The sequence below is a fragment of the Chitinophaga sp. ARDCPP14 genome (genome assembly GCF_051362515.1).
GTDB lineage: Bacteria > Bacteroidota > Bacteroidia > Chitinophagales > Chitinophagaceae > Chitinophaga.
Genome location: NZ_JBKIXB010000003.1, coordinates 318536 through 334047 on the forward strand (window position 1 = coordinate 318536; position 15512 = coordinate 334047).

16 protein-coding genes are annotated in these 15512 nt (G+C 46.3%); 5 read left to right on the forward strand and 11 right to left on the reverse strand.

Annotation, left to right across the window (positions count from 1 at the left end; translation table 11 throughout):
• Positions 1-103: 103 nt before the first annotated feature.
• Both ACLHR0_RS10395 and ACLHR0_RS10400 read right to left on the reverse strand, forming a co-directional pair.
• Complete coding sequence (locus ACLHR0_RS10395; protein WP_436486354.1) at positions 104-1183, reverse strand: FecR domain-containing protein; 1080 nt, start codon at positions 1181-1183, stop codon at positions 104-106.
• Between the two features lie 130 nt (positions 1184-1313).
• Positions 1314-1925: an RNA polymerase sigma factor gene (locus ACLHR0_RS10400; RefSeq protein ID WP_429064515.1), complete on the reverse strand. Its 612-nt coding sequence runs from the start codon at positions 1923-1925 to the stop codon at positions 1314-1316.
• 239 nt (positions 1926-2164) lie between these two features.
• Here ACLHR0_RS10400 and ACLHR0_RS10405 point away from each other — a divergent pair, with 239 nt between their 5' ends.
• Positions 2165-3961 carry an AMP-dependent synthetase/ligase gene (locus ACLHR0_RS10405; RefSeq protein WP_436486357.1) on the forward strand — a complete coding sequence of 599 codons (1797 nt, stop codon included), beginning with the start codon at positions 2165-2167 and terminating at the stop codon, positions 3959-3961.
• Here ACLHR0_RS10405 and ACLHR0_RS10410 read toward each other — a convergent pair.
• Entirely contained in the window at positions 3958-4554 is a 597-nt protein-coding gene (locus tag ACLHR0_RS10410) for a DedA family protein (protein ID WP_436486359.1), read from the reverse strand. The genes ACLHR0_RS10405 and ACLHR0_RS10410 overlap by 4 nt on opposite strands.
• 280 nt (positions 4555-4834) lie before the next feature.
• Between ACLHR0_RS10410 and ACLHR0_RS10415 the strand changes: the two genes are divergently transcribed.
• The gene (locus ACLHR0_RS10415; protein ID WP_436486361.1) at positions 4835-6136 is read left to right on the forward strand and encodes a vanadium-dependent haloperoxidase; all 1302 of its coding nucleotides are present in this window, start codon (positions 4835-4837) and stop codon (positions 6134-6136) included.
• Positions 6137-6239: 103 nt separating this feature from the next.
• Here ACLHR0_RS10415 and ACLHR0_RS10420 read toward each other — a convergent pair whose 3' ends face one another.
• From ACLHR0_RS10420 to ACLHR0_RS10440, 5 genes are all read right to left on the reverse strand, one after another.
• Complete coding sequence (locus ACLHR0_RS10420) at positions 6240-6809, reverse strand: DUF6620 family protein (RefSeq protein WP_429048218.1); 570 nt, start codon at positions 6807-6809, stop codon at positions 6240-6242.
• A gap of 11 nt (positions 6810-6820) precedes the next feature.
• Positions 6821-7651, reverse strand: a complete 831-nt coding sequence (locus tag ACLHR0_RS10425) for a hypothetical protein (protein WP_436486363.1) — start codon at positions 7649-7651, stop codon at positions 6821-6823.
• A gap of 3 nt (positions 7652-7654) precedes the next feature.
• Positions 7655-7900: a hypothetical protein gene (locus tag ACLHR0_RS10430; protein ID WP_436486365.1), complete on the reverse strand. Its 246-nt coding sequence runs from the start codon at positions 7898-7900 to the stop codon at positions 7655-7657.
• Between the two features lie 19 nt (positions 7901-7919).
• Entirely contained in the window at positions 7920-8873 is a 954-nt protein-coding gene (locus ACLHR0_RS10435) for an SPFH domain-containing protein (RefSeq protein WP_436486367.1), read from the reverse strand.
• A 154-nt stretch (positions 8874-9027) separates the two neighbouring features.
• Entirely contained in the window at positions 9028-9351 is a 324-nt protein-coding gene (locus ACLHR0_RS10440; RefSeq protein ID WP_429048224.1) for a DUF4870 domain-containing protein, read from the reverse strand.
• Between the two features lie 229 nt (positions 9352-9580).
• Here ACLHR0_RS10440 and ACLHR0_RS10445 point away from each other — a divergent pair, with 229 nt between their 5' ends.
• Entirely contained in the window at positions 9581-11446 is a 1866-nt protein-coding gene (locus ACLHR0_RS10445) for a helix-turn-helix transcriptional regulator (RefSeq protein ID WP_436486369.1), read from the forward strand.
• Positions 11447-11776: 330 nt separating this feature from the next.
• Here the strand turns inward: ACLHR0_RS10445 and ACLHR0_RS10450 are convergent, their stop codons facing one another.
• A complete protein-coding gene (locus ACLHR0_RS10450; protein ID WP_436486371.1) occupies positions 11777-12697 on the reverse strand; it encodes a helix-turn-helix domain-containing protein in 921 nt (306 codons plus the stop codon).
• A 58-nt stretch (positions 12698-12755) separates the two neighbouring features.
• Complete coding sequence (locus ACLHR0_RS10455) at positions 12756-13586, reverse strand: SDR family NAD(P)-dependent oxidoreductase (protein WP_436486373.1); 831 nt, start codon at positions 13584-13586, stop codon at positions 12756-12758.
• Between the two features lie 218 nt (positions 13587-13804).
• On the opposite strand from ACLHR0_RS10455, the gene ACLHR0_RS10460 reads away from it, so the two are divergent.
• Both ACLHR0_RS10460 and ACLHR0_RS10465 read left to right on the forward strand, forming a co-directional pair.
• Positions 13805-14311, forward strand: coding sequence for a GNAT family N-acetyltransferase (locus ACLHR0_RS10460; protein WP_436486375.1), 507 nt, complete (start codon positions 13805-13807; stop codon positions 14309-14311).
• Complete coding sequence (locus tag ACLHR0_RS10465; RefSeq protein WP_429048234.1) at positions 14308-14778, forward strand: MarR family winged helix-turn-helix transcriptional regulator; 471 nt, start codon at positions 14308-14310, stop codon at positions 14776-14778. Before ACLHR0_RS10460 ends, ACLHR0_RS10465 begins: the two co-directional genes overlap by 4 nt.
• A gap of 3 nt (positions 14779-14781) precedes the next feature.
• On the opposite strand, the gene ACLHR0_RS10470 is transcribed toward ACLHR0_RS10465, so the two are convergent.
• Positions 14782-15393 (reverse strand): hypothetical protein, encoded by a 612-nt coding sequence (locus tag ACLHR0_RS10470; protein WP_370910826.1) that lies wholly within the window; start codon positions 15391-15393, stop codon positions 14782-14784.
• Positions 15394-15512: the final 119 nt, after the last annotated feature.

A 15512-nucleotide genomic window follows, 5' to 3' on the forward strand; every position in this document is an offset into this window, starting at 1 on the left:
AAAAAATTACAGGGTGGCGGTGTTAGTGCATCGCCCCTTTTTTTGGTTGATAATCAAGTGAATTCAGGGATCATTTTAGCGGAATTACAAGTGAACAATACTTTTAACTACACGGCTTCCCGGTGATATATACCTGGCCCCCGCTGATTTTATAGCTGGCATTGATAGCAGCACAAATAATTTTCAGTTTGTTTTCAAATGATTCATTGGTAATGGTAGTGGTGATCATGCACTTACCAAATACTTCCTCGCTCGCGTTAATTTTTATACTGTAGGCCGTTTCCATTGCGTGGAATATGTCGGTTACGGCGGTATTATCAAATACGAAAGGCGGCGGTTCCACGGCAGGCAATAGCGCTGCCACATCGCTGGTATTCAGCGAATCGGCTACAAATGCCGCCGTGCGGATATTAAAACGGATTTTGTGATTAGGCGTTACCACGTAACTGCGCTGTTCTTTATCGGCCAGGTTGTACACGGCTATTTTACCGGTTTTAACGGTTACTGTTAAACTTCCGTTTTCTGCGGATACCCGGAAACTCGTTCCCAACACCTTGATGCCCACTTCAGGCGTGTATACAAAGAATGGCCTGCCGGCATCTTTGGCGATATCAAAAAACGCATCGCCTTTCAGGAATACTTCTCTTTTGGACTGTAATAAAAAGGCATCGTGCCGGATAGAGGCGCCTGCTTTTAGTACTACGGTGGAACCATCTGTTAACCAGGCTACCTGGTTGGCATCGGTGGTATTAATGCGGGTGAGCTGCTCATCTTCCATATGGCTTTTCAGCTTAGCGGCTACCGGTGTTTTGTTGTCTTTTTTCAGGTAGATGGATACCAATGTAATCCCTGCCAGTACTGCGGCCGCTGCCCCCCACCATCTGTAGCGGGAAATCGTTCTCACGCGGGTTGGCGCCCATTCCGTAGCAGGACGTTCTTCTGCAATATGTTCTTCCAGGGCGGCGTACACTTCCTGCAGCAGCGATTCCTCTACTGCGGGTTGCGGTACGTTTCCCAATGTCAGCACCATACTCCTGGCCTTTTCGAGATCCGCGGCCCGTTCAGGGTGCGCTGCCACCCACTGCTCCCACCGGGCGGTATTGGCCGCATCCGGGCGTAACACCCATTGAACAAAGCTATCGTCCCGGATAAACTCCCAGGTATCCTCTCCAAAATGCTTCATGCAGCTGTTTTTTCTGAGACAATTAACTGCCCCTTTATCACAAATGACAAAGACGCCGATTTTATACTCAAAAAAATTAAAGTTTTTTTAACAAAGGCTGAAATGCCCTGCCATGGCGGAGATAAAATAATCAGATAAAGAAGTAAAAGGTTTCCAGCAGGCGCCTGGCAAACGGAGTGGTTTCCAGTGTTTCTTTAATGCGCCCCAGGGCGTTGTAAAGGAGGTTGCTGACAGACTGGTACTTCATGTGCATCAATTCTGCAATCTGGGCATTGGTGAAGCCCATATAAAAACGGAGGGTGATAATTTCCTGTTGCCGCCGCGATAATTTCCGGATCGCATTGTCGAGCAATATACTGCGGGAATCACTGATTTCTGCGTCAATGATCCTTTCTTCTACGGTAGATTCTATTGGGTTATGCTGGTGAAGGAATTTATCCTGTTTATCGGAGGCAGACCGGTATTGGTAATTGGCCCTGATCAGTTTGTACTTCAGGCTGCGGCATAAATAAAACCGGATGGCCACGTCGTCACTGATAGTCTCCCTGCTGTTCCATATCTCTATAAAAAGATCCTGGATCATGTCTTTCAACTTCTCCCGGTCGGTACAAAATCGGAAACCATATTGAAACAAGTGCCTGGTATATTCGCGGTAAATCAGCGTAAAAGCGGTTTTATCACCGGCTTTAAATCGCTTCCATAAAGCAGCTTCCTCAAAACAAACGTCTTTTCTTGCAGGCATGCGTGGCTCTTTTACAGCAAAACTGATTACTGATTCTGGTATTATTGGCTGGCTAAAATTTTGGATGTAACCGAAATGTAAATATTTTTTGTCAATCGGTCAAATATCATTCAAATACCACAAAGGAAAAACATAAAAATATCAGTAACCCTGTATCTCCCTCATTCAGTCAGCCCTTAAAATCATACAGATTTTTTAGTATATTTATCTTAACGGTATACACACCTTAATTTTCACGTATGAACAATCTTTCGAAGAGACGACTTTTTGATGCTGTCGCCTGGCAGCTGGCCCAATTCCCTAAACCTGATATGCTGGCGGCTAAAATCAACGGACAATGGAAAACATATGACACCGCTACCGTCAGCGAAATTGTAAACCGTTTCAGTGCAGGGTTGTTACAACTGGGTGTTGGGGGAAACGACTTTACGCCTGAAGGCGCCGATAAAATTGCCATTATCAGCAATAACCGCCCGGAATGGATATTCACCGATCTGGCGGTACAGCAAACAGGCGCGGTGCTGGTGCCCATCTACCCTACTACCAACCCCGCCGAATTACAGTTCATTCTGAAAGATGCTGCCGTAAAATATATGTTTGTGAGCAGCCCGGAATTGCTGGATAAAGTAAACAGTATCCGGGAAGGGGTTCCTTCTTTACAACACATTTACACCTTTGACGAGATACCCGGCGCTACGCACTGGTCCACTATTTCAACACAGGCTACTCCCGGTTTGCTGGAGCAGGTGGAAAGTATTAAAGCGGGCATCGACCCGCATCACCTGGCCACCATTATTTATACGTCCGGTACTACCGGCACGCCCAAAGGCGTGATGCTTTCGCACAACAATATTGTTTCGAATGTTTTATTGTCCAAAGAAAGTTTTCCTTTTGAAGACTCACCGCAGCCCAGTAAGGTATTGAGTTTTTTACCGCTGAATCACATTTTTGAAAAGTGCGTTACCTATATCTACCTGTACAGCGGCATCAGTATTTATTATGCAGAAAGCATGGATACCCTCAGTGCCAACCTGAAAGAGATTAGCCCCGATGGCTTTACTACTGTTCCACGTCTGCTGGAAAAAGTATTTGAAAAAATAATGGCCACAGGCAGCGGGTTAACAGGCATCAAACGTAAACTGTTTTTCTGGGCCGTATCGCTTGCCGGTAAATACGATAATAATATCAGTGGAGGCGCGTGGTACAATTTCCAACTGGCTATTGCCAATAAACTGGTGTTCAGTAAATGGCGGGCAGCACTGGGTGGTAAGATCCGGTTTATCGTAACCGGTGGCGCTGCCTGCCAGGAAAAGTTGCTGCGCATTTTTAACGCCGCGCAGATCCCGGTTTATGAAGGATACGGGCCTACCGAAAACAGCCCGGTAATTTGTGTGAACCGGAAAACGCGCGGCGATACGAAGTTTGGTACTGTAGGCCCTCCTATCAACGGTATTGAAGTTAGGCTGGCAGAGGACAGTGAAATTTGTGTAAAGGGTCCGTCTGTGATGATGGGATATTATAAAAGACCTGACCTCACTGCCGAAACAGTTATTGATGGCTGGCTGCACACCGGTGATGTAGGATTATGGGTAGATGATAAATTTCTGAAAATAACAGACCGTAAGAAAGAGTTGTTTAAAACCAGTGGCGGAAAATATGTGGCTCCCCAGCCCATTGAAAATAAATTTAAGGAAAGTCCTTTTATTGAACAGATCATGGTAGTAGGCGCCGGTGAGAAATTCACGGGGGCTTTAATTGTTCCTGCCTTTACCTACCTGAAGTACTGGATGAACCAGCAGAATATTCCTTATACCACCAATGAAGCCGCCGTTAAAATACCGAAGGTATTGGAAATGTACCAGGAGGTAGTGAACAACTACAACCAGCATTTTAATCACGTGGAGCAAATTAAAAAGTTTGAACTGCTCACCGACGAATGGAGTATTTCCGGCGGGGAAATGACGCCAAAACTCAGCCTGAAAAGAAAGGTGGTAACGGAGAAATATAAAGATGCGATAGCAAAAATATATAGTTAGGAAGATGATTTCCGGAACTCCTTCACGATCCGTATCACCACGGGAATGGTAACCGTAACCACAATAACAACGATAAAATATTTGAGATAAGGTTTCAGGAAAGGCATGCTGCCAATGAGATATCCGGCCAGTACAAAGCTGAAGCCATAGGCTATGGAGCCAATGGCAGCAAACAAAAGGAAACGGCGGAAATCGAGCCCGATCATCCCGGCAACAATAGGCGCAAATGTGCGGATGAGCGGAAGAAAGATACCTGCTGTTAGTGTGGTAGCGCCGTACTTTTTATAAAATGCTTCTGCTGATACGAGGTACTGCCGGCGAAAGATGCCGGAGTCTTCTTTGTTCTTTAATAAATGTCCTGTTTTCCGGCCAATCCAATACCCGGTTACATTTCCTGCAATAGCGGCAATGGCGCACAGCGCGCAAACCACCAGTATATTGTAATTAAAATTCCCGTTGGCGGTTAGTACGCCGGCGGTAAACATCAGGCCGCCGCTGGGCAGGAAGAAGCAGAAAAACAATCCTGTTTGCCCGAATACAGAAAGGAATACGATGAGTAACCCTCCATAGCTGATTAATGATTCAGCATCCATGTTATAGTTAGTTTTAAGGATTGGTATTCGCTGATAAAATTTCTTTTATTAAGATAGTTGCTGTGAGCAGATCCTGCGCATCACTGCTACTCAATTTACAATTTAAACTTTTATTCATTTTAAAAAGCATACACTACGCTAATTGGCTGCGTGGTCCTTGATTAATTTAGTCGGGTAATTGTTTGTATCTAACCACTTTTATGTTAACCTTAAAAAGAAAGAAAAAATGAAGTCTAATTGTTTGTTATCCCGTTGTGCGGGACTTTTTTTCCTTGTCAGTATGATAGCGTGTAAAAAGAATGACGCGCTTATTCAGCCGGTTCCCGATGCAGCCAAAGAGATGGTAGCCGGTACATTGGTAACCACAGGCGATGTGGCGGTCCCTGTTTCCTGGTATACGCTGGAGTTGAAGCTGATAAAAGAAACGCCGGGGTTTAGTCCTCCTGTGGCAGCCAGGGCTATTGCCTACACCGGCGTTACGCTCCGCGAGGCAGTACTGGGGGGCATGTATGGAGCGCCTTCACTGGGCGGACAGCTGAATGGGCTTGGCCGTCTTCCTGCGCCGGAAAGATGGAAACGTTATAACTGGACCATAGCGGCCAACAGTGCCATGGCGCAGATTATTAAAAACCTTTTCGGCAATGCCAGCGTGGAGAACCTCAACCTGATCAACCAGATGGAAAGTGATAACCTGCAGGCACATTCGGATACCTGTTCACAGGAAGTGATCAACCGCTCCATCAGTTTTGGCAGAGCCATCGCCACTGCCATTTACCAGTGGTCTGCTTCAGACGGCGGAAAGGATGGCTACCTGAACAACTTTCCCACCGACTATACGCCACCGGTTGGACCAGGCTACTGGGTACCAACACCACCGCAGCTGCAACGGGCCATGTTGCCTTACTGGGGAAAGAACCGTCCTATGGTGAAGCCTACAGCAGCTGATTCGGCAGTGATCCAGCCGCCTGCTTATGCTACAGACACGCTCAGCACCTTCTACAAAGCCGCGCGCTTTGTTTACCTGAAAGGAAAAACACTTACCCCGGAAGAAAACCTCATTGCCCGGTACTGGGCAGATGGCGGCGGCACCTTCACTCCTCCCGGTCACCTGATTGCACTCACCATGCAACTGGTCACTGAACAACACCTGAGCCTCGGCCAGGCAGCTACACTTTTTGCGCAGGTAGGAATAGGATTGAATGATGCAGGTATCCTTTGCTGGAAATATAAATACAAGTATAACGTGCTTCGCCCTATTACGTATATCCGTTCGCATATCGACAGCACCTGGTCGCCGCTGATAGGCACCCCGCCTTTCCCGTCGTACACGTCCGGGCATGCTACCTTTACCAGTGCAGCAGGCAACATCCTGGCTGCCCGTTTCGGCAACAGCTTCACGTTTACGGATAAACAAAAAGTGCCGGAAGGTTTTTCGCCACGTTCTTTCAGCAGCTTCACCGCTATGATCAATGAGGCCTCCATTTCAAGAGTGTATGGTGGTATTCACTACGATTTCGACAGTGAAACCGGCAGTCTCAACGGAAAGGGCCTGGCCCAGCGGATCCTGTTGCTGAATTATTAAAGAAAAAATGATTGTATGTTCCGATCAGGTGCCAGATGAGAAAAGGCTGTATCAAAATATGATACAGCCTTTCTTTTCTTTGGAGTGTTACAAAAAAATATCTTTAAAACTCAATATCATCCGCTACGTTGCCTCCCTGCTTTTCAGCAAACAATTGCTGGTACTTTGCCTGGTAAGCCGCCTGCCGTTGATTATACCCGGCATAATCAGCCTGGATATCGCGGTGGATCTGGTCATTCCATAAGGACGCGGCAATCTGGAAATCCCCGATGGGAATACCGTAATTGTCAACGATCCATTGGGCGCCATCCAGGCCATAATCATACGCTACCTGCCTGGCAACTTCCAGTTCCTGGTAGAAGTCTTTATCCTGCTTGATTTTTTCGATATTGCCTGCACCCTGCGGTGAAGGAGCCGCCTTTACGCCGCTGAATTTCGGATGCTGATCAGCCTGGCCAAAGTATTGGCCGAAGAGGGTAACAATGTGAAAGGTGGCGTCCTGTTTCATCCGCTCGGGCCAAAGCAGGTTAGCTTCCTGCCAAACGGGTAACTCCACCCCTAAAGCCTTTGCTACATCGTCTTCACTTAGCCCGCTGCCGAGTCTTGCGCAGGCAGCGCCGTAATCTTCTAAAGTAATTCCGTGAATGGGTTCTAATAATGGATTGCCAGACATAATGTTTCTATTTAAAGATGATGATTAATCGTGTATTCATTCATTAAACGCTCGTAAAATTTCTCATTCTCTGTCACCATATCGGGTACTATCTTATTCCATTCATCAAACATGGCACGCAGGTAGCGACGGTACAGATCTGGATTCTTTGGCGTAGCTGCCTCATAGCTCCGGAGCAAATGGGCTGTTCGCTGTTCTGCCAGGCTGCGGGCCTGATGCAATACCATACGAGCCCCGGTGGATGGGCTAAAGGTATTCTGCGACTGGCAAAACGGGCAGGTGATATAAGTATCGATAAAGAACATCCTGGGAATAGTGATATTGCCACCACATTGCCTGCAGCTGAACTTATCACGTATCCGTTCAAATGCTGCCAGTTCTTCCTGGTAAGCTGATTCCAGGTCCTGTTCTCCGGCAGCGCCCTGCAGCAGGCTAATAGCATAATTTATTTTCTCTTCAAAAACAAAATGCCGGTTCAGGCAAGCCATTCTGAAAGTATGCAGCTTAGCACGGTATTCACTCCCGGCCCTGGAAATAATGGAAGGCAGCGATGCTTCCGCTTCATATACAAAAGCAACAATATTATCTTCCCGGATCTCATTCGCCTTATTCCGCATCTGGTTAATTTGTCCGATCAGCCCGGAAAGCATATGAATATGCGCACGCTTATAAGGATCGGTATCCTGTTGGAAAACTTTCCGGAGTTCCGGCACTGCGGCGTTGTTCATCTCCACCATGCGGGCTTCCAGTTTATCCAGGAAAACAAACCATCTCTCCTGCCGGGTCTTTATTTCATCGAGCAGGGCAGCGTTCTCATATTTCTTATTGAATAAATTGAACATGATTTATGAATTATTTTCCTTCCTGATATTCACGCCATCCGTTAGTTTGGTATCCATGAATATAAAACCACAATAAGCGCAGGCAGTGAGTCCCTTCTGATACGCGCGACCGGCCCCGCATTCCGGGCAATCACGAATATCCAGTTTAGCTGCTTCGTTTGTTATTTCCCCGCCATAATTTTCCTGGGTCTCTACCTTCTTTTTGAGCTGTTCCAGGTAGGCTTGTATCCGTTTCTTTTCCTCTCCCATAATACCTGTAAGTTGAAGGTTAGAGTAATTTCAGGAGTTCTTCTTTTTTAGCAGCATATTCCTGTTCGGTAATCAGCTGTGCATCGAAGAGCGTTTTCAGTTGTTTAAGTCTTTCGGTAATATCTGTTGCCGGGGCGGGCTTAGGCTGCATCGCTCCCTGGGTAATCATATTGGTGATCATGCCCATGGTTACCGCCTGCCTGGCGCCATCTCCTATATCCGAATGATCTTTGTCCATCGCATTGGCGATGCTATACTGTGAAAATTTGTTCATGTCCGTTACCATATTCATACCGGTAACTTTGTCGTATTGTTTAAGGACTTCTTCCGGCAATGTGATACTGGTAATGGTGAAGCGGGTAATTTCCAGGCCGAAGTCCGTAAAATACGGCTGAATGAGGGGCTGAATTTTTTCATTTAAACCGGAGATATTACCTGCAGCATCTACCACTGAAATTTGTGCCAGCGCAAGTACCTCGGCAAATTTGGGGGCAATAAAATCACGCAGCTGCAACTCCAGCTCTGTGATGCCCAGTCGCGGCCAGGTACCGGCGTATTCTTTAAAGAACCTGGATACATCTGTAATACGAATATTGTACGTACCAAAAGCTCTTACACGCACCTGGCCAAAGGTGGCATCCTTCATCAATACAGGTGCAGGGGTACCCCATTTGAGGTTAACAAACTGATGGGTGTTAAAAAAATAAATGTCTGCTTTAATGGGACTTTCAAAACCGTATTTCCAGCCCCGGAGCCTTGTAAGTATAGGGATATTTTCGGTTTTCAGGATGTGCTTTCCGGCAGGAAATACATCTGCCAGTTGTCCTTCATTCAGGAAAAGGGCATGTTGACTTTCCCTTACGGTGAGTACTGCACCATCCTTAATTTCCTTATCGGCATCTGCAAACTTCCACATTAATGCATTAGGATCCGGCGTTACAGACTCAATGATTTCAATAAAAGGTAATCCCATCCTGAAAGGTTTTTAATATAGGCGCCAGGGCCGTAAATAACATGGTTTCAATTCCTCAACCGGTGACTCTCTTTGATTGAGTTACCGTACAAAATTAATGCGATCAACCAAAACAATAAAGGGGCCAACAAACAATAGAAAATGTTAATGCAGGCTAATTGATAAAAGAAAATTTGTTCTCGAATACTTTACCAATTACCGGAACAGGTTTTTCTGCCTGGTTGGCTGCATTGATAATTCCCAATACCCAGAATATAAGGATCACATACCCGATCAGGCCGAGGAAAGATAAAGCCGGCACCAGGTGCGCCACAATGGTCAACGTGATATTGAGCAGGATGCTCACAATGGCGAGTCCTAACGACTGCTTCAGGTGGTACCTGAGCAGGCTGTCGGTTTTCTCTTTACCGGAGAAGTAAGCAATCAGCCAACCGATCAGGGTTACATATGATAAAATAGATAATGTTTTGCTGTTCATGGGTTCAAGGTTTTTTTGTTGGCGTTATTGCCTGTGCAAATGTGTGGTGAATGTTTATTAATCAGGCATCCCGGTATCCTACAAAACGACTACCCATGTAAAAAGGGCGTCTACAATATGTCTACAACATTTTCAAATCATTTACTCTGAACATCTTACAAATACAGATATTCATAACTTTAATGATCTTTTCATAATGACTATTACCGATTTATAGTAATTTAACCCCATGAAGTTATTACCATATCTGCCATTTGTTTGCGTGTTGATCTGTATTTGCGGATGGTCATCTTTTGTATCTGCACAGGCGCCGTTGCCGGATAGTTTACAAGCTCTAACCGCTGATCCCACATTCAATGAAAAGGAAAAGCCCCCTTCACTTAACCAGCTGGCTGAGATATACCGGGCCAATAAAAACTATTCCCTGGCCATGGCTACAGCCAGGCAAAGCGTTGTTCTTTCACTCCGGCATCAAAATTATCTTGAGGCCACCAAAGCTTACGCGATGCTGGCAAATATTAAGTTCAATACACAACAGTATGGTGATCTGAAACAAACCGTTGATTCTGTATTCACCAGCGCGCAACAGGCCAACCACCCGGTGGCGATGGCGTATGCCTTTTATATCCGTGCGCTGTTGTATAAAACATTGGATAAATCAGACGAGGTGGTGAAGTATTGCCAGCTGGGCCTCCGGCAATTGGATAAGACGCCTGACCCTTATATGGCCGCCAAAATATATTACCAGCTTTACGTGGTTAATTCAGGCTGGAACAACGAAGAAAAGGTAAGTACCTATGCCCGCCTGGCTACTGATAATGCGCTCAAAGCAAATGATTTCAACCTGCTGAGCAATTGCTATACTGCCCTTTCGGTAGCCCATGAATACAAATTCAATACTACCAAAAACCGCCAGGAGCTCGACAGTGTGCTGTATTACCTGGGTAAAACGGAAACGCTCTACCAACAATACCCTGGCAGGGTGGCCGCTAATCCCTATGCCATTGCCTGTATAAATATTGCCAACAGCTACCTGAAATACTTCCCTGTGGAGGATGCGAGGGCCAAAGCACAAGCCGTTCATTATGCGGGCGTTGCCCGGACGGTGCTAAAAGATGCCGCCAACAGTGAAGAGGTGGTCGCCAGCAGCCTGGGCATACTCAGCGAATATGCCCGGCGGGAAGGCAATGAGGCCCAGGCCGAAAACTACCTGCTGGAAGCCTACCAGGTCATGAAAACGGCTAACAGCCATTCCTATTATACCATGATCAATGTGGTGCAATCGCTGTCTGATTTTTATGAACAAAAGGGCAACTACCGCAAAGCCCTGGAGTTTCAGAAAGAGGCCACGTTATATAACAATAAAGTGTTCAATCAGCAACAGGCACTCAATACCCAAAAGCTGGAAATACAATATGAAACGGAAAAGAAGAATAACGAAATGCAGATCCTGAAAGAACGGGAGAAGAGCCGCACCATGCAAAATTATCTGTATGCCTGCATTGCGCTCGCCTCCCTGCTTGGACTGGTGTTCATGTTCCGCTCATATCATTTCAGGTTACGTTACTCCATGCAGCGGGAAAAACAGCTGCAATTGGAAAAACACGAGTCGGAAATGCAGGTGAAGCTGGAAAAAGAAGAACACGCCAGGCTCAGGGCCGAGCAGCAGCTACTGGCAACCCGGCAACAGCAACTCAAAAAAGAAGTAATGGCCAATGTGCTGCACCTCGAACATAAGCATCAAACGTTACTGAACATCAAAGACAAATTAACGGAAGGCGATGCCGTAAACATGCAGAAAATCCTCAAGGAAGAAATGGTAATCGATAACGATTTTGAACACGCAAAAGTCCAGATCCAACAGATACACCCCGATTTCTTTCACCTGATCAATGAAAAAGCACAAAAGAAACTCACCCTGCTTGATCTGAAACTTTGCGCCTACCTTTATCTTAAAATGGATACCCGGCAAATTGCCCAGCTAATGAATATTGAAGCCAAAAGCGTTAGAATGAGCCGCTACAGGATCAAACAAAAGCTGGGACTGGACAGAGAAGATGACCTGAATGCTTTTCTGCAGGCGTTGGAAAGTTAATATTGTAAACTTTAAACAGGATATCTGACAAAAGTGTAAACCTATTTCAGGACGTGACCCTATGTCAGGACGAGTCATAGTGTATTGGGAGTGTATGGGAAGTGTATCATGAGTGTATCATGAGTGTATCATGAGTGTATGGGAAGTGTATCATGAGTGTATGGGAAGTGTATGGGGAATGTATAGGGACTATATGGGGAGTATATGGGGAGTACGACACATACGCTACTCCTAAGTAACTGAGAAGTATCAGAGAAGTATCAGAGAAGTAACTGAGAAGTATCCCATCAGTTAAATAAAAAACAGAATATGACAGCTTCCGGTTATTACTCAGTTAAAAGACCGCCTGAATTCAAGCGGCGACAGTTTGGTTTTGGTTTTAAACAGCTTACTGAACGACTGCGGATGTTCGAAACCCAGGGCATAAGCAACTTCACTCACCGATAAAGTAGTCGTAGAAAGTTTTTCCTTCGCCTTTTCAATCAGTTTATCATGGATGCGCTGCTGCGCGTTTTGGCCTGTGAGTGCACGCAGCATATCGCTTAAATAGCTGGGGGACAAATGCAGGTTATCGGCAAGATACTGCACAGTGGGGATACCATTGCTTAAAGAATGCTCATTACCAAAGTAATCTGTCAGCAGGTCGTCCAGTCGTTGCAGCAGATCATGACTGACCGCCTTCCGCGTAATAAACTGGCGCTTATAGAAACGGTTGGCGTAATTCAGCAACAACTCAATCTGGGAGATCACCACATCCTGGCTGAAGTCATCTATCCGGCTGTTCAGTTCTTCTTCCATGATCCCGAAAATGGAAATGATCGTGTCTTTCTCACTTTCAGAAAGGTGCAGCGTTTCGTTGGCTGTATAAGAGAAGAACCCATACTGGCCGATCTTTTTGGCTATTGGATAACCCAAAAAGAAATCCGGATGGATGAGCAACGTATATTCAGAACATACGGGTCCGTCATTTTCCCCGCCCCCCAACACCTGGCCGGGCGAAGCGAACAGCAAGCCTCCTTCATCGAAATCATAATATCCCTGGCCATATTTTAATTTGCCGGCAAGTTTGGGCTTGTAGGAAATTTTATAAAATCCCAGTACATGGTGCTGCGCTGGCTGCGGCAGTTCCGACCAGGACGGCGCCCCGTTGATCAAACTGATCAATGGATGCTTTGGCTGAGGCATGCCAAAGGCCCGGTGGGCATCTGCCAATGTCTCAAATTTATGTACGCTTTTTTCTTCTTTCTTCATCTCCCTACAAATATAATCATAACCGGTAACCATTTTGATTACCGGTTATGACCGGTTATTATTTAGCTATTCCCTGGGCTGAACTGGAAATGGGATCCCAGTTTTCCCAAAGCGCCAGGCGTTCCTCATAAGCCGAACGTACCCACGGCAGGTTGTGACTGCCCAGGTGGAACCGCAATGGCGGGTTTTCAGTATCCACCACCTGAAAGAGCGCTTGTGGCGTGGCATTCGGATCCCCTCTTTCCAGGTCTCTTAATTTTCCGAAAAACTGGTTTTTAAAGTCCGCATAGATGTCCATGCCGGCAGCGAATTTCAGCGACTCCTGGCTGCCAAATTCTGTAGCATAAGCGCCTGGTTCAATAATGGTCACTTTGATCCCAAAATCCTTGACTTCAGCAGCAAGACTTTCATGGATGGCCTCAAAGGCCCATTTTGTTGAGCAGTAGTATCCGATTACCGGCAGTACCACATGCCCCAGGTTGCTGGAAGTACCAAGGATATGTCCGCCACCTTGCTGCCGGAGCAGCGGTAATGCCGCCTGGATAACTGCAACGGCCCCAAAAACGTTGGTTTCATACATCGCCTTGATATCTTCCGCACTCGCTTCTTCAATAGTGCCTACCAGCGAATAACCGGCATTATTCAGCACAATATCCAATCTCCCGAAATATGCATGCGCCTCGTCTATGGCTGATTTGGCCTGACCAGGCTTCGTCACGTCCAATGCAAGGGTTAATACCTGTTCGCCATATTTTTCTTTGAGTCCGGCTAGGCTGTCGATGTTACGTGCCGTTGCAGCCACTTTATCGCCACGCTCCAGTGCTGCTTCTGCCCAAATGCGTCCAAAACCACGCGAAGCACCGGTGATGAACCAAACTTTACTATTCATGTCGTTTCTCATTTTTATTGATCTTTAAATTTTTGATGAAGCAAAGTTCAGGTGATGCCGCTGGCCGTACGTAGCCTAATTGAGGACTTTTGTAGTCTAATTGCGGATTTGATATGATTACCCTTAAGGTGCAGCTACACGTCCCGTTTACACACCGGATAAAAAATATTTTTATTTATGTAGTCAACTACGTAGTTTTGTACTATAAATTAATACAAATGAGTACAGCACCTGTTATAAGACCAATTCACAACAAATATTGCCAGGAAATAATTGACATCATCCTGCCTATCCAGCAAAAGGAGTTCAATGTGCCTGTTACGCTGGAAGACCAGCCGGACCTGCAGGACATTGACACGAACTACCACCGCACCGGCGGCGGATTCTGGGGAGGATTTATACAGGAAGAACTGGCCGGCACTATTGCCCTGATAAGCATCGGGCACCGCGCAGGGGCCATCCGGAAAATGTTTGTAAAAAAGGAGTTCCGCGGGAAGGAATATGGCATTGCACAGCAACTGCTGGAGGAACTGGTTGCCTATAGTAAGTCCGTGCAGATAACGGATCTGTACCTGGGCACGGTCGACAAACTCGCTGCGGCCCGCCGCTTCTATGAACGCAATCACTTTAAAGAAATAAAAAAAACGGATTTACCATCGTATTTTCCCCTGATGAATGCAGACAATGTATTTTATCACTTACACATTAATGACGGAGCAGCATGACAAATGTAATTGATGAATCAGGGATACTGGCTATTTCTACCAGGTTACAGCGACTCAGTGATCAGTTGCGGAAAGACGGGCTACAGATTTATAAGGCCAACGGGATCGACTTTGAGCCCAAGTGGTTCCCCGTTATCTATACGCTGCACCTGAAACCGGTGCTCAGCGTGGTAGAAATAGCCGTGGAAATCGGGTACTCCCACCCTTCTACTATCAGCCTGTTAAAGGAACTGGAAAAGCAAAAGCTGATCCGCTCAAAAAAAGACAAAACAGATGAACGGAAGCGGCTTATCCTGCTTACGGAAAAAGGAAAAGCGCTTATTACTGATATGCAACCCGTATGGAATAAGATGGTGGTGGCCCTTACTGCGCTGACAGATACAAAAAATAACCTGATGAAGGCCATTGAGGAGGTAGAGCAACAAATGAAATCGTTTAGTTTTTTTGACAGGGTACAGCAACTGTAAAGCTTACGCCAGTAAGCCGTTCACCAGGGCTTTCCACTGCAACTTTGATATACCAATGGCGCCGGTGGCGCCTACCACTGCATTACGGAGCTTATCGCCCAGGTCATTGGTTTGTGTATTCGGCACCTCATTACGTCCGTAAACAGTGGCAGTTATTTCCGCACCGTTACGTACCAACACAAAGGAACTGCTGGCTTCCTTGCGCAGAAAATGCGCAATGCCCGCACTTTTCTGGATAGGGTGCTCCGACGGACGGGCCCTGATAAAAAACACTTCCTGGTGCTCATTAAGCACCACATGCTCCTTCTGCTCAATCTTTACCCAGTCGAACCCCTTCCCTGCATTGGTGCCTGGTCCGGGAATATCAATCCGTATATACATCCCTGTTTCCGCACTGCCCTCCGCCGGTTTCCCGGCCAGATCCGTCAACTGGAACCCCGACGACATACTGCCGCTCAGTGTAGCCCAATGATTTACATCCAGCAGCCGCGCAACCGCCGTTTTAAAGAACTCCTGCGCGGCCGCTTCATGAACCAGTGTTTTTACCTCAGCAGTTGTGGTAGCCTCGCCCGTATACTGCGCCGGAATAAATGGCGCCGCAATGTTATCTGCCATAACCTTAAAATTTACTGTAAAATAATAATGTAAGTATTCGGGTAAAAAACTTGTGCCAATTTTATATTACACTACCTTTGAGGTGTAAAAGTACGGACAATGCATTTCGGGCCTTCAAA

Coding starts and splice junctions, on each gene's coding strand:
- ACLHR0_RS10425 (WP_436486363.1), bottom strand. CDS start 7,651: ATGTTCAATTTATTCAATAAGAAATATGAGAACGCTGCCCTGCTCGAT.
- ACLHR0_RS10430 (WP_436486365.1), bottom strand. CDS start 7,900: ATGGGAGAGGAAAAGAAACGGATACAAGCCTACCTGGAACAGCTCAAA.
- ACLHR0_RS10445 (WP_436486369.1), top strand. CDS start 9,581: ATGAAGTTATTACCATATCTGCCATTTGTTTGCGTGTTGATCTGTATT.
- ACLHR0_RS10395 (WP_436486354.1), bottom strand. CDS start 1,183: ATGAAGCATTTTGGAGAGGATACCTGGGAGTTTATCCGGGACGATAGC.
- ACLHR0_RS10405 (WP_436486357.1), top strand. CDS start 2,165: ATGAACAATCTTTCGAAGAGACGACTTTTTGATGCTGTCGCCTGGCAG.
- ACLHR0_RS10410 (WP_436486359.1), bottom strand. CDS start 4,554: ATGGATGCTGAATCATTAATCAGCTATGGAGGGTTACTCATCGTATTC.
- ACLHR0_RS10470 (WP_370910826.1), bottom strand. CDS start 15,393: ATGGCAGATAACATTGCGGCGCCATTTATTCCGGCGCAGTATACGGGC.
- ACLHR0_RS10465 (WP_429048234.1), top strand. CDS start 14,308: ATGACAAATGTAATTGATGAATCAGGGATACTGGCTATTTCTACCAGG.
- ACLHR0_RS10420 (WP_429048218.1), bottom strand. CDS start 6,809: ATGTCTGGCAATCCATTATTAGAACCCATTCACGGAATTACTTTAGAA.
- ACLHR0_RS10415 (WP_436486361.1), top strand. CDS start 4,835: ATGATAGCGTGTAAAAAGAATGACGCGCTTATTCAGCCGGTTCCCGAT.
- ACLHR0_RS10435 (WP_436486367.1), bottom strand. CDS start 8,873: ATGGGATTACCTTTTATTGAAATCATTGAGTCTGTAACGCCGGATCCT.
- ACLHR0_RS10455 (WP_436486373.1), bottom strand. CDS start 13,586: ATGAATAGTAAAGTTTGGTTCATCACCGGTGCTTCGCGTGGTTTTGGA.
- ACLHR0_RS10400 (WP_429064515.1), bottom strand. CDS start 1,925: ATGCCTGCAAGAAAAGACGTTTGTTTTGAGGAAGCTGCTTTATGGAAG.
- ACLHR0_RS10460 (WP_436486375.1), top strand. CDS start 13,805: ATGAGTACAGCACCTGTTATAAGACCAATTCACAACAAATATTGCCAG.
- ACLHR0_RS10450 (WP_436486371.1), bottom strand. CDS start 12,697: ATGAAGAAAGAAGAAAAAAGCGTACATAAATTTGAGACATTGGCAGAT.
- ACLHR0_RS10440 (WP_429048224.1), bottom strand. CDS start 9,351: ATGAACAGCAAAACATTATCTATTTTATCATATGTAACCCTGATCGGT.